Source organism: Streptomyces sp. WAC05292 (genome assembly GCF_003949955.1).
Lineage (GTDB): Bacteria > Actinomycetota > Actinomycetes > Streptomycetales > Streptomycetaceae > Streptomyces > Streptomyces globosus.
The window spans coordinates 1-11,910 of record NZ_RPSE01000174.1 but is presented as its reverse complement, the minus strand read 5'-3'; the positions used below and the strand labels follow the sequence as shown (position 1 = coordinate 11,910).

Sequence of the window (11,910 nt, the reverse complement as noted above, 5' to 3'; positions counted from 1 at the left end):
GCGAGCACGCCGAGCAGGACGGCGAGTCCGCCGGCGCCGCCTGGGGCACCGCCGGGGCGGCCGCCTCGCTCCTCTTCCTGGCCAGTGACCTCGGGCCGCTGGCCCTGACCTTCTCGCGCCCTGCCGGCGGTGCCCCAGGCGGCGCCGGCGACGACGAGGTAGATCAGGGCGCGCCCGGCAGCGGGGGTGGAATACGACACGTGTGACTCCGTGCGGTCGTGAAGGATGAGCGGATGTGCTGGTCATCGCTTCGCGGGCAGCACGGCCGGGCCCGGGGACCACCCCGGGCGGGGGCGCGTGGAGGCGCGGCGGCCGCCCGCTTCAGGCGGCCGGCGGCGGAAGCACGTGGGAGAACACGCCCCCACCCTAGGTCGTGCCCGCTCCCCGGTCCAGCAGGATCGGATCCGCATCCTCCGCCTTCTCGGGGCCCGCCCCGGCGGACCGGGCCGCCACCGCGGAGGCCTCGGCGCGGGACTTCCGGGCGGACCGCGCCGACTGGGCGACGAAGGCCCCGGCGAGCACCAGCGCACCGCCCGCCACCTGCGGGGCGGAGAGGTGCTCCCCGAGCAGGATCCAGGCGAAGACGGTGGCGACGACCGCCTCCAGGCAGGCCACGACGCCGGCCACTTGCGGGGAGAGGCTGCGCACGGAGACGACACCGGTCAGGTACGCGAACACGGTCGCGACCAGCACGACCCAGCCGAGCAGTACCGGCGCCGGCACCACGGTGCCGTCCATGAGGGCCTGCCCGGCCAGCACCGACCAGTCGATCTCCCAGGGGCGGGCGATCACCGTCATGACGAGGGCGCCGATGAGCATGCCGTACGCGATCACGCCGAGGGGGTCGGGTACGTCCTCGCCGTCCGTGCCCTGGTCGGCGAAGACGAAGTAGAAGGCCTGGCAGCACGCGGCGGCGATGCCGAGCAGCACCCCGAGCGGGTCGAGGCTCAGCCCGGACCAGACCTCGACGACGCACGCCAGCCCGACGACGGCGAGGGCGGCCCCGGCCGCGGCGGCCCGCGTCACGGGCTTGCGCTGGACGAAGCGGATCCAGCCGAGCAGCAGCGCCGGTCCCAGGTATTCGAGCAGCAGGGCCACTCCGACGGGGATCCGCGAGAGGGAGGCGAAGTAGAAGGCCTGGACGCCGGCGACGGCGACGAGGCCGAACCCCGCGAGGAGCAGGGGTTTGCGGCGCAGCAGGTCGCGATGGCGCCAGGCGAGGGGGGAGAGCACCAGCGCCGCCCCGCCCACCCGCAGCCAGACCATGTGCAGCGGGTCCAGGCCCGCCTCGATCAGCGGCTTCGCAGCCACTCCCGAACCACCGAACGCGAACGCCGAGACGACGGCCAGGCCGAGTCCCGCGTTCTTCCCAGACGCGTGCATCCGCACATCATGGCAGGGGGATGTCAGGAGTGTCAGGGGGGTGACACCTGTTGAGACGGACCCGAGACCCGTCGTGACCGGGGCCGTCGATTCTGACGATCCGTCAGCATTGCGCATTCGGTCCACCGGGGCTACGTTCCGCCGCACGTACCCGAGGAGATGGGGTGGGCCGCATGGCCGAAGTCACCGCGCACGCAACGATCGAGGCGTCCCCGGCAAGGCTCTGGGCCCAGCTGACGGACTGGCCGGCGTACGGCCGGTGGAGCGCGACGCACACCGGCTTCCCGAAGGGCGGGCCCGCGGCCCTCGCGCTCGGCGCGACCTTCGAGAAAAACATGAAGATGATGGGCTTCCCCGCCGAGGTCGTCTGGACGGTCTCGGAACTGGAGGAGGAACGGGTCCTCGCGCTCACCGGAAGGGGTCCCATGGGCGTGAACATCCTGACCCGCTACACCCTGGCCCCCGAAGGCGCCGCCACCGCCGTCCGGATCGACGGCGAGTTCACGGGAGCCGCCGTCTCCCTCATGGCGGGAAAGCTGAAGGACTCCGCGACCGCGGCCCTGGACGAGTCCCTGCGCAGGCTCGCGGGCCTGGTCACCTGAGACCGGCACGGCCGCCCGGCCGGACAGCGCGCCTCGCCCCGCCGCGGGAGCGCCCCGCGGGCGGACCCGCGGGGCACGCGTGCGACCGGCCGGCCGCCCGGCCACCCGGCCGCCCGCTCAGTGCTCGTCGGCCAGGATGAGGTAGAGCTTCTTCCGGGCCTCGCCGACCACCGCGAGCGCCTTCTCGCGCTGCTCGGGCGAGCCGGTCCTGAAGACCTGTGCGAACGCCTCCATGAAGCCGGCGCCGGCCTCCCGCACCTCGCGCACCGCCTCGACGTCGAAACCGCGCCCGGCGTCGGCCCAGGGCGCCTCGGGCCCCGACGCGGCCTCGTCGCGGCCGGCTTCGGTCAGCGCGAAGAGCTTCTTGCCGCCGTCGCTCTCACTGGCGATGAGGCCTTCGTCCTCCAGGAGCTGCAGGGTCGGGTAGACCGACCCGGGGCTCGGCTTCCAGGCCCCGCCGCTGCGCTCGCCGATCTCCTGGATCATCTCGTAGCCGTGCATCGGCCGGTCCCTGAGCAGCGCCAGGATCGAGGCCCGCACGTCTCCCCTCCTGGCCCGGCCGCGAGGTCCGCCGCGCCCGCCGCGGCCGCCGAAGGGGCCGCCGCCGAAGGGCGGCCCGAAGGGGCCGAAGGCCGCGCGGAGGCCGGGGAAGCCCTCCCGGCGGTGGGGGCCGCAGTGGCCGTGTCCGCGGCCACGGCCGTGCTCGTACGCGAAGCCCGCGCCGGGGCCGTGACCGTGTCGGTGCTGTCCGTTCGAACGCATGACTGCGCTCCTTTCATTCGGGCGGATCGTCCGCCGGGTGGCCGCTGATGCGGTACATCCACCATCGCTGATCCATCGCGATGCGTCAACGATATATCGGAAACTATCGCAGAAGAGTGCGGCGAGCAGGCCAGAGGTGCCGGATCGGCCTTTGTCTCCGGGCGGCGGACGGCCGTACCGTCGCCGCATGCGCCTCCGAATCGTCGACGCCTTCACCGACCGCCCCTTCCGCGGCAACCCCGCCGGCGTCCTGATCCTGGACGACGGCTTCCCGCCGGACGCCTGGCTCCGGCAGGTCGCCGCCGAGGTGAACCTGTCCGAGACCGCCTTCGCCCACCCGCTGCCCCCGGGCGGCGACGCCGACTGGGCGCTGCGCTGGTTCACCCCGACCGCCGAGGTCGACATGTGCGGCCACGCCACTCTGGCCACCGCGCACGTCCTCGCCTCGAACGGCCTCGCCGGCCGCGGCGGCCCGATCCGGTTCGGCGCACGCTGCGGTGTCCTCACCGCCCGAACCGCCGAGGACGGCACGATCACCCTGGACTTCCCCACCTCGTCCCTGACCCCGGTCGAGCCCGACGCCGCCGTCCGCGCCGCGCTCGGCACCGAGATCCGCTCCGTCCACGACACCTCGGAGCACATCGGGGACCTCCTCGTCGAGCTCGCCGACGAGGCCTCCGTACGCGGGCTCGCCCCGGACCTCGCCGCACTGCGCGGCTACGGGCGCCGCGGGGTCGTCGTCACCGCGCCGGCCGAGGACCCCTCCCGCGGGTACGACTTCGTCTCGCGCGGCTTCTTCCCCGCGTTCGGCATCGACGAGGACCCCGTGACGGGCAGCGCGCACACCGCGCTCGCGCCGTTCTGGGCCGCGCGCCTGGGCCGCACGCGGCTGACCGGCCTCCAGGGCGGCGCACGCCAGGGCCTCGTACGCGTCACCCTCGCCGGCGAGCGCACCCTCCTGGCGGGGCACGCGGTCACCGTCATCGACGGCGAGCTCCTGGCCCGCCCCTGACCGCTACGCGGGGGTGGGCAGCCAGCCGACCTCGCCGGCGAGCAGCGCGTACCCGCCGAACGCCACGATGTCGAGCAGGGAGTGCGCGACGACCAGCGGCCCCACCCGCCCCCACCGCCGGTAGGCGAGGACGAACACGGCGCCCATCACCATGTTCCCGATGAACCCGCCGATGCCCTGGTACAGGTGGTACGAGCCGCGCAGCACCGAGCTGGCGGCGAGCGCGGCCCACGGCGACCAGCCCAGCCGGTCCAGCCGGCGCAGCAGGTAGGCCAGCACGATGACCTCCTCCACGACGGCGTTCTGCACCGCGGAGAGGATCAGGACGGGGAACTTCCACCACACGTCGGGCAGCGCCTCCGGCTGCACGGTGAGATTGAACCCGCCCGCCTGCGCGGCCAGGTAGAACGCCAGCCCCGCGCTGCCGATCCCGGCGGCGACCAGCGCCCCGCGGGCGAGGTCGCCGCCGGGCCGGGTCCGGTCGAAGCCGAGGACCCGGAGCCCCGGCGCCCCCTCGCGGGTGAGCAGGTGGGCGACGAGCAGCACCGGCACGAGGGCGGTGGTGATGCCGAACAGCTGCCAGGCCAGGTCCAGCCAGGGCCGGCCGGGGGCGTACGAGCCGTTGAGGGTGGCGGCCTGGTCCTTGAGGGCGCCCGGCTTGGTCAGCGCGCCGATGAAGCTGATCAGCGACGAGACGGCGCTCGCCCCCAGGGACAGGGCGAGCACCAGCAGCGTCTCGGTCCGCAGCATCCGCCGCAGCCCGTCCTCCTGCAACGTTCCGACCACCGGCTCCGGCTGCGCCCGCACGTGAGTCTCCCGTTCCGCCCTGTGCTTCCGACCACCCCATACTGCCCCCTCGGGGGCGCGGCGGGATCACCGGAGGGCTCCGGCGGAACGGGGCCTCCCGCGGGCGGGGCGGGCGGCGTCAGCCCCGCTGCGCCGGCACCGGTGCCCGCGGTTCCTCCTCCACGAGCCCGACGGGCCAGGTGTGCACGGGGTCGCCCCTGTGCATCAGCTCGCTGTAGCGCCGGGTGATCGCGGCCAGCGCCGCGTCGCGGTCCATTCCGGCCGCGAGGGCCCGGTGGTAGGTGTCCACCTGCCAGGTGGCCCCGTTGACGCGGCGCCGGCAGCGCTCCTCGATGATGCCGAGGTAGTGGTCGCGGTCGGCGGGCTCGATGCCCCACGCGTCCAGTCCGGCCGCGGCCATCGGCAGGAGCTCGTCCAGGACGAGCCGTACCGCGGGCACGGCCGCCAGGCCCGCGCCGCGGCCGCGCCGGGGCCACCGCAGGCGCGCGTCGATCCCGTACCGGCAGGCCGCGTCGAAGTTGGCCTCCGCCTCGGCGAACGGCAGCCGGGTCCACACCGGCCGCTGCTCGTCCGCGAGGGTCCGGACGAGTCCGTAGTAGAAGGCGGCGTTCGCGACGACGTCGGCGACGGTCGGGCCGGCCGGCAGGACGCGGTTCTCCACGCGCAGGTGGGGCACCCCGTCCACGACCCCGTAGACGGGCCGGTTCCAGCGGTAGACGGTCCCGTTGTGCAGGACGAGTTCCTGCAGGCCCGGCACCCCGCCCTCGGCGAGGACCCGCAGCGGCTCCTCCGCGTCGCAGATGGGCAGCAGCGCGGGGAAGTAGCGGACGTTCTCCGCGAAGAGCTCCTGGACGGACTCCACCCACCGCTCCCCGAACCAGGTGCGCGGCCGCACGCCCTGCGCCTGGAGCTCGGGCGGCCGGGTGTCGGTGGCCTGCGTGAACAGCGGTGGCCGCGACTCGCGCCACAGCTCGTGCCCGAACAGGAACGGCGAGTTGGCGCCGACGGCTATCTGGACGGCGGTCGCGGCCTGCGCGGCGTTCCATACGTCGGAGAACCGGCCCGGCGTCACCTGCAGGTGCAGCTGCACCGAGGTGCAGGCCGCCTCCGGGACGATCGACCCGGTGCTCCAGACAAGGTGCTCCACCCCGTCGATGTCGAGGAGGAAGTCCTCCCCGCGCAGCATCAGGATCTGCTCGTTCAGCAGCGCGTACCGGTCCACCGCGGAGAGGTTGGCGGCGACCAGGTCGGAGCGGGCGAGCGTGGGCAGGATGCCGATCATCACCACCCCGGCGTCCATGTCCGCCGCCTGGCGGTGGGCGTAGCCGAGGCCCGCGCTCAGCTCCTCGGCGAGCTGGTCGAATACGCGGCCGCCGAGCCGGTGCGGGAGGACGTTCACCTCCAGGTTGAACATCCCCAGTTCCGTTTGGAAATCCTGGCTCGCAATGCGCTCGAGAACCTGCGCATTCACCATGCGCGGCATCCCGTCGGGCCCCGCGAGATTCAGCTCGATCTCCAGTCCCATCATGTTCTTGGGACGGTCGAACCTCTTCTCTGCCAGGAGCCGCTCCAGCCCCTCCAGGCACTCGTGGAGCTTCCTCCGGTACCGCCGTCGATCGGACAGGTCGAATCCGCCCGCCACGACCTTCTCCCCCATCGGAGCGTCCCTCCTCGAGTGGCGCCGCCCGGCTTCCGGGCGCACGTGTACGGTCGATGATGCCCCGGAGGCGTGATCGATAACGCGGCGGCGGCAGCCGGAGCGGGAGGCGTGCGCCGGATTGGCCGAAGGGCGCCATGGCACATTCGCCTGGCAAGTCACTGTATGCAAATTCCGCATCGCCTTTGCCGGTTGCGGTTAATCGGCGCTTTCCAGCCGAGCCCCGGTCCGGTAACCTCCGAGGTCAGCGCGACGTGTTCGCGCGAAGACGGCATGAATGCCGGCTCAGTGGGACCGGTAAGCGCCTTGCCGGCAATAGCCCGGACAGCTAGCCGAAACACTGTGTGAACACATGTCGTATAAACTCCGCAAACGAGGCAGAGAGTTGGCGCGCGGCCATTGCCCCTCAGCCCCCCTCTGGCCCCAGAATGCGACAGCGCCGCCCCTGCACCCCGCCCCGATCCACAGGTCTCCCAACCGAGAGGCGACCCACCATGCCGCTGCATGTCCCCCCGGCTCCCGCGCACGCCCTGCGCAGCGTCCTCGCGGCACTCGGTTCCCCCGCGGCCGTCGCGGCGGGAACCCCCGCCCTGCGCGCCCATCAGGGTCCCCTGACCGCCGAACTGCCGCTGCCCGTCCACGTGCTGGACCGGCTCGGCGTCTCCCAGCCGGGCACGCCGGCCCGCCCGCCGCGGACCCGGCTCGTCGGGTGGCGCTTCCTGATCCGCGGCGGCGACCGGCACGTCGCCGCGGCGGACGTCCGGCTGACCGCGGACGGCTGGGCCTTCTCCCACTTCTTCGAGGGCCCGTACGTCGCGGCCACGGAACGGGCCCTGCGCCAGGCGGAGTCGCTGGGCAAGGGGTACCAGCCCCGGCTGCTGTCGGTGCCGGAGCTGTACATGCTGACGCTGTGGCTGCACGGGGCCGTCGGGGCCGACGCCTCCTCCGGCCTGCCGGCCGCCTCCGACCTGCTGGTCCCGCTCGCGCCCGCCCCTCCGGGGATCGCCGCCTACCGGCCGCACCCGGTGTCGGAGCTGCTGCCGGTGATGACCCACCGGCTGACCCAGCCGGCCCCCCCGGTGCGCCCCACACTGGCCACTCCCGCCGCTCCGGCCGCCTGACGGAGCCGGCTCCCGCCCGTATGGCCCATTCGGCCTAGCCCAGCCGGGCCACCTGCGAACCATCCCAATTGACAGGGGAGTTGAGCTGAACCGCCCGCACGAGTGATGCGTCATCAATCTGTGAGGACAGCTCCCGGAAATCCCTGCGGACTCGAGTCCGTGGGGCAACACTGGGACCCTGACCGCATCTAGTCGTCGACAACGGGGGGCGGCCATGAACCAGGTATCGAGCCGCAGCACACAGACCACACCGCAGCGAAAGAACGCATCCATGTGCCAGCACCAGCCAGCGTGCCCGTCAGCCGACTCCGCCGACCGGGAGGCCGCCAAGCCCGTGGCGAACCACCCGGAGCAGGGCTGGAGCCTGCTGTGCAACGGCGTCCTGCTCTTCGAGGACACCGGTGAGCTGCTGCCGGACGGGCAGATCATCGCCCCGCACCGGCCGCTCGCGGCGGCGCGGGCCGCGGCCTAGCCGGAACAGCGCGGAGCAGCACGGAACCGACGGTAGACGGCCGGCCCGGGAGCGTCGCTCCCGGGCCGGCCTTTGTGTCAGGTCCGCGCGGCCCCGGGGCCGGGGCCGCGCCGAAGAGGACCTCAGTTGTCGTACTCGTCCAGCGGAGGGCAGGAGCAGACGAGGTTGCGGTCGCCGAAGGCGCCGTCGATACGGCGCACCGGCGGCCAGTACTTCTCGGCGGCGGAGACGCCGCCGGGGAAGACGGCCTCGTCGCGGGTGTACGGGTGGTTCCACTCGCCGCCCAGCGCCGCCGCGGTGTGCGGGGCGTTGGCGAGCGGGTTGTCCCCGGTCGGCCACTCGCCGGAGGCGACCTTCTCGATCTCGGCGCGGATCGCGATCATGGCGTCGCAGAACCGGTCGATCTCGGTGAGGTCCTCGGACTCGGTCGGCTCGATCATCAGGGTGCCGGCCACCGGGAAGGACATGGTCGGCGCGTGGAAGCCGTAGTCGATCAGGCGCTTGGCGATGTCGTCGACGCTGACGCCGGTCGACTTCGACAGCGGGCGCAGGTCGATGATGCACTCGTGCGCGACCAGGTTGCCCGGGCCGGTGTAGAGGACCGGGAAGTGCGGCTCCAGGCGCTTGGCGATGTAGTTCGCGCCGAGCACCGCGACCTGCGTGGCCCGCTTGAGGCCCTCGCCGCCCATGAGGCGCACGTACGACCAGGAGATCGGCAGGATGCCGGCCGAGCCCCACGGGGCGGCCGAGATCGGGCCGACGCCGGTCTCGGGGCCGGCGGTGGGCTGCAGCGGGTGGTTCGGCAGGTAGGGGGCGAGGTGGGCGCGGACGCCGACCGGGCCGACGCCGGGGCCGCCGCCGCCGTGCGGGATGCAGAACGTCTTGTGGAGGTTCAGGTGCGAGACGTCGCCGCCGAAGTGGCCCGGCTTGGCGAGGCCGACCAGGGCGTTGAGGTTGGCGCCGTCGACGTAGACCTGGCCGCCGGCCTCGTGGACCTGGGCGCAGATGTCGGCGACGTGCTCCTCGAAGACGCCGTGCGTCGACGGGTAGGTGATCATCAGCACGGCGAGTTCGTCGCGGTGCTGCTCGATCTTGGCGCGCAGGTCGTCGGCGTCGACCTCGCCGTCGTCGGCGGTCTTGACGACCACGACCTTCATGCCGGCCATCACGGCGCTGGCGGCGTTGGTGCCGTGCGCGGAGGACGGGATGAGGCAGACGGTGCGCTGCTCGTCGCCGTTGGCGCGGTGGTAGGCGCGGACGGCGAGCAGGCCCGCGAGCTCGCCCTGGGAGCCGGCGTTCGGCTGGATGGAGACCTTGTCGTAGCCGGTGACCTCGGAGAGACGTTCCTCCAGCTCGCGGATGAGCGTGAGGTAGCCCTCGGCCTGCTCGACCGGGGCGAAGGGGTGCAGCTGGCCGAACTCGGGCCAGGTCACCGGCTCCATCTCGGTCGTCGCGTTGAGCTTCATGGTGCAGGAGCCCAGCGGGATCATGCCGCGGTCCAGCGCGTAGTCCTTGTCGGCGAGCTTGCGCAGGTAGCGCAGCATCGCGGTCTCGGAGCGGTGCTGGTGGAAGACCGGGTGGGTCAGGTACGCGTCCGAGCGGAGCAGCTCCTCGGGCAGCGCGTCGGCGGTGGCGGCGTCGAGGACCTCGATGTCCGCGGTGACGCCGAAGGCGGCCCAGACGGCCTCGACGTGGGCGCGCAGGGTGGTCTCGTCGCAGGAGACGGAGACGTGGTCGGCGTCGGCCTGGAAGACGTTGACGCCGTGGCGGCGGGCGGCGGCGACGACCTCGGCGGCCTTGCCGGGGACCCGCGCGGTGAGCGTGTCGAAGAAGGAGCCGTGGACGATCTCGACCCCGCCGGCCTGGAGGCCGGCGGCGAGCAGCGCCGCGTAGCGGTGGGTGCGGCGGGCGATCGTCCGCAGGCCCTCGGGCCCGTGGTAGACGGCGTACATCCCGGCCATCACGGCGAGCAGCACCTGCGCGGTGCAGATGTTGCTGGTGGCCTTCTCGCGGCGGATGTGCTGCTCGCGGGTCTGCAGGGCCAGGCGGTAGGCCTTGTTGCCGTCCGCGTCGACGGACACGCCGACGAGGCGGCCGGGCAGCGAGCGGGCGTGCTTGTCCTGGACGGCCATGTAGCCGGCGTGCGGTCCGCCGAAGCCCATCGGGACGCCGAAGCGCTGCGTGGTGCCGACGGCGATGTCGGCGCCCAGCGAGCCGGGCGAGGCCAGCAGCGTCAGGGCGAGCAGGTCGGCGGCGACGGCGACGATCGCGCCGAGCTCGTGGGCCCGGTCGATGAGCGGCTTGATGTCGCGGACGGCGCCGGAGGCGCCCGGGTACTGGAGCAGCACGCCGAAGACACCGCGCTCGGCGATCTCGGCGGGGATGCCCTCGGAGAGGTCGGCGACGACGACGTCGATGCCGATCGGCTCCGCGCGGGTCTCGATGACCGCGATGGTCTGCGGCAGGGCGTCGGCGTCCACGAGGAAGACGCTGCCCTTGGCGCGGCCGACGCGGCGGGCGAGGGTCATGGCCTCGGCGGCCGCGGTGCCCTCGTCGAGGAGCGAGGCGCCGGAGGTCGGCAGGCCGGTCAGCTCGGCGACGACGGTCTGGAAGTTCAGGAGCGCCTCGAGGCGGCCCTGGGAGATCTCGGGCTGGTACGGGGTGTACGCCGTGTACCAGGCGGGGTTCTCCATGACGTTGCGCAGGATCACCGGCGGGGTGAACGTCCCGTAGTAGCCGAGGCCGATCATGGGGGTGAGGACCTCGTTGCGGGCGGCGAGGCTCCGCAGCTCGGCCAGCACCTCGGCCTCGGTCCGCGCCTCCGGGAGGTCCAGCGCGGCCGCGCTCTTGATCACATCCGGCACCGCGGCAGCGGTCAGTTCGTCCAGCGAGCCGAAGCCCACGTGGGCGAGCATCTTGGCCTGCGCCTCGGCGTCCGGGCCGATGTGGCGCTGCTCGAAGGGAATGCCTCGCTCCAGCTGGGAGAGCGGAATGCGGTTGGCGGTCATGTACGGAGGCCTCCTGGGTCGTACGACCTGCGAGGGGCACCACGGCGCGGGCGCCCGGACGGCCTCCCCCTCTGTCATCTCAACCTGAGAGCTTCACCGGGCCCCTGCGGAGTGCTCCGCGGGGATCCGGCTTTCACCGTCGGTGAGGAGGGGGAACCGGCACGCGCCCGGGACCCGCTCCTGCTTTCCAGAGTGGCCTCGTCCGTGCGGTACGTATGCCTGAGAGATTCCGGGGAGGATTTGCTCCTTCGGCGCCTCCGTCGAGCTCGGTGGAGGACTCTCCCGCACAGGGTCGTCAGCCGCTACCCAGCCTACCAGCGCGCTTCCCGGGCCTCCTTCGAGTGGCCCCCCACCCGGAAATGCCCTTTTGTTGGTCATAGCGGAGAGTTGCGACCTCGTGGAGGTGACCGTGCAGACCGACATCGACCCGCGCACCCTGATCGGCCGCAAGGCGTTCGACCGCAACGGTGCGAAGATCGGCACCGTCGACGAGGTCTACCTCGACGACGCGACGGGCGTCCCCGAGTGGGCGGCCGTCCGGACCGGTTTGTTCAGCCGCGACGCTTTCGTCCCGCTGGAGCCGAGCGAACTGGTCGGCGACTCCCTGCGGGTGCCCTTCGAGCGCTCCCTGATCAGGAACGCCCCCGACTTCGGCGTGGGCCGGCACCTCTCCCCCGAGCAGGAGCTCCAGCTGTACCACCACTACGGCCTGGACGTGACCCTGCCGTCGGAGATCGCCTCCCGGGGTGATTTCGGCCACCTGGCCTCCGGCGACCGGGACGAGGAGTAGTCCTCACGGCGCGCCCGGGCCCGCACCGGCCCCCTCGGCGGACTCCGCGGAGGGGGCTTCGCCGTGTCCCACGAGGGGCAGCGGGTCGGAGGGGGCCAGGTCGGGGTCGTCGACGCGGAAGGTGCGGACCCGGCCCGGCGGGGATCCCGGCCGCTCGAAGCGCACGGTCACGCGGCCGACGCCGCTGCCCTGCACCCACCCCGGCCCGTACACGGCGTGCGAGACGTCGGTGCCGGCCGGCCAGTGCCGCTCGCGGGCGGGCTCGGCCACCCCGTCCGCCCCGCTGCCCCCAGGGC

The 11,910-nt window shown here is 73.1% G+C and carries 10 protein-coding genes, 2 pseudogenes and 1 riboswitch; of the genes and pseudogenes, 5 read left to right on the top strand and 7 right to left on the bottom strand.

Features of this window, described 5'->3' with window-relative positions:
* Together EF903_RS34140 and EF903_RS18860 are read right to left on the bottom strand one after the other, a co-directional pair.
* Positions 1-200, bottom strand: a pseudogene (locus EF903_RS34140) (hypothetical protein); the annotation flags it as partial.
* Between the two features lie 166 nt (positions 201-366).
* Complete coding sequence (locus EF903_RS18860; RefSeq protein WP_125544696.1) at positions 367-1,383, bottom strand: DMT family transporter; 1,017 nt, start codon at positions 1,381-1,383, stop codon at positions 367-369.
* Between the two features lie 173 nt (positions 1,384-1,556).
* Here EF903_RS18860 and EF903_RS18855 point away from each other — a divergent pair, with 173 nt between their 5' ends.
* Entirely contained in the window at positions 1,557-1,985 is a 429-nt protein-coding gene (locus EF903_RS18855; RefSeq protein ID WP_125544694.1) for an SRPBCC family protein, read from the top strand.
* A 117-nt stretch (positions 1,986-2,102) separates the two neighbouring features.
* Here EF903_RS18855 and EF903_RS18850 read toward each other — a convergent pair whose 3' ends face one another.
* The gene (locus EF903_RS18850; protein ID WP_125544692.1) at positions 2,103-2,747 is read right to left on the bottom strand and encodes a PadR family transcriptional regulator; all 645 of its coding nucleotides are present in this window, start codon (positions 2,745-2,747) and stop codon (positions 2,103-2,105) included.
* A gap of 187 nt (positions 2,748-2,934) precedes the next feature.
* Between EF903_RS18850 and EF903_RS18845 the strand changes: the two genes are divergently transcribed.
* Entirely contained in the window at positions 2,935-3,759 is an 825-nt protein-coding gene (locus EF903_RS18845; protein ID WP_125544690.1) for a PhzF family phenazine biosynthesis protein, read from the top strand.
* A gap of 3 nt (positions 3,760-3,762) precedes the next feature.
* Here the strand turns inward: EF903_RS18845 and EF903_RS18840 are convergent, their stop codons facing one another.
* Together EF903_RS18840 and EF903_RS18835 are read right to left on the bottom strand one after the other, a co-directional pair.
* Complete coding sequence (locus EF903_RS18840; protein WP_125544698.1) at positions 3,763-4,509, bottom strand: CPBP family intramembrane glutamic endopeptidase; 747 nt, start codon at positions 4,507-4,509, stop codon at positions 3,763-3,765.
* Positions 4,510-4,684: 175 nt separating this feature from the next.
* Positions 4,685-6,223, bottom strand: a complete 1,539-nt coding sequence (locus EF903_RS18835) for a glutamate-cysteine ligase family protein (protein ID WP_125544688.1) — start codon at positions 6,221-6,223, stop codon at positions 4,685-4,687.
* Between the two features lie 494 nt (positions 6,224-6,717).
* Here EF903_RS18835 and EF903_RS18830 point away from each other — a divergent pair, with 494 nt between their 5' ends.
* Both EF903_RS18830 and EF903_RS18825 read left to right on the top strand, forming a co-directional pair.
* A complete protein-coding gene (locus tag EF903_RS18830) occupies positions 6,718-7,344 on the top strand; it encodes a hypothetical protein (RefSeq protein WP_125544686.1) in 627 nt (208 codons plus the stop codon).
* Between the two features lie 271 nt (positions 7,345-7,615).
* On the top strand, positions 7,616-7,816 hold the full coding sequence (locus EF903_RS18825) for a DUF5999 family protein (protein ID WP_125544684.1): 201 nt from the start codon (positions 7,616-7,618) through the stop codon (positions 7,814-7,816).
* Positions 7,817-7,938: 122 nt separating this feature from the next.
* Here the strand turns inward: EF903_RS18825 and gcvP are convergent, their stop codons facing one another.
* Entirely contained in the window at positions 7,939-10,824 is a 2,886-nt protein-coding gene (gene gcvP, locus EF903_RS18820; RefSeq protein WP_125544682.1) for an aminomethyl-transferring glycine dehydrogenase, read from the bottom strand.
* A gap of 197 nt (positions 10,825-11,021) precedes the next feature.
* A riboswitch (glycine riboswitch) is annotated at positions 11,022-11,119 on the bottom strand.
* Between the two features lie 114 nt (positions 11,120-11,233).
* Here gcvP and EF903_RS18815 point away from each other — a divergent pair.
* On the top strand, positions 11,234-11,614 hold the full coding sequence (locus EF903_RS18815) for a PRC-barrel domain-containing protein (protein WP_125544680.1): 381 nt from the start codon (positions 11,234-11,236) through the stop codon (positions 11,612-11,614).
* A 3-nt stretch (positions 11,615-11,617) separates the two neighbouring features.
* Here EF903_RS18815 and EF903_RS18810 read toward each other — a convergent pair.
* Positions 11,618-11,910, bottom strand: a pseudogene (locus EF903_RS18810) (DNA polymerase IV); the annotation flags it as partial.

Excerpts from the sequence above, each read along its gene's own strand:
- EF903_RS18825 (WP_125544684.1), top strand. The coding sequence starts at position 7,616 with ATGTGCCAGCACCAGCCAGCGTGCCCGTCAGCCGACTCCGCCGACCGG.
- EF903_RS18850 (WP_125544692.1), bottom strand. The coding sequence starts at position 2,747 with ATGCGTTCGAACGGACAGCACCGACACGGTCACGGCCCCGGCGCGGGC.
- EF903_RS18855 (WP_125544694.1), top strand. The coding sequence starts at position 1,557 with ATGGCCGAAGTCACCGCGCACGCAACGATCGAGGCGTCCCCGGCAAGG.
- EF903_RS18860 (WP_125544696.1), bottom strand. The coding sequence starts at position 1,383 with ATGCACGCGTCTGGGAAGAACGCGGGACTCGGCCTGGCCGTCGTCTCG.
- gcvP (WP_125544682.1), bottom strand. The coding sequence starts at position 10,824 with ATGACCGCCAACCGCATTCCGCTCTCCCAGCTGGAGCGAGGCATTCCC.
- EF903_RS18835 (WP_125544688.1), bottom strand. The coding sequence starts at position 6,223 with ATGGGGGAGAAGGTCGTGGCGGGCGGATTCGACCTGTCCGATCGACGG.
- EF903_RS18840 (WP_125544698.1), bottom strand. The coding sequence starts at position 4,509 with ATGCTGCGGACCGAGACGCTGCTGGTGCTCGCCCTGTCCCTGGGGGCG.
- EF903_RS18830 (WP_125544686.1), top strand. The coding sequence starts at position 6,718 with ATGCCGCTGCATGTCCCCCCGGCTCCCGCGCACGCCCTGCGCAGCGTC.
- EF903_RS18845 (WP_125544690.1), top strand. The coding sequence starts at position 2,935 with ATGCGCCTCCGAATCGTCGACGCCTTCACCGACCGCCCCTTCCGCGGC.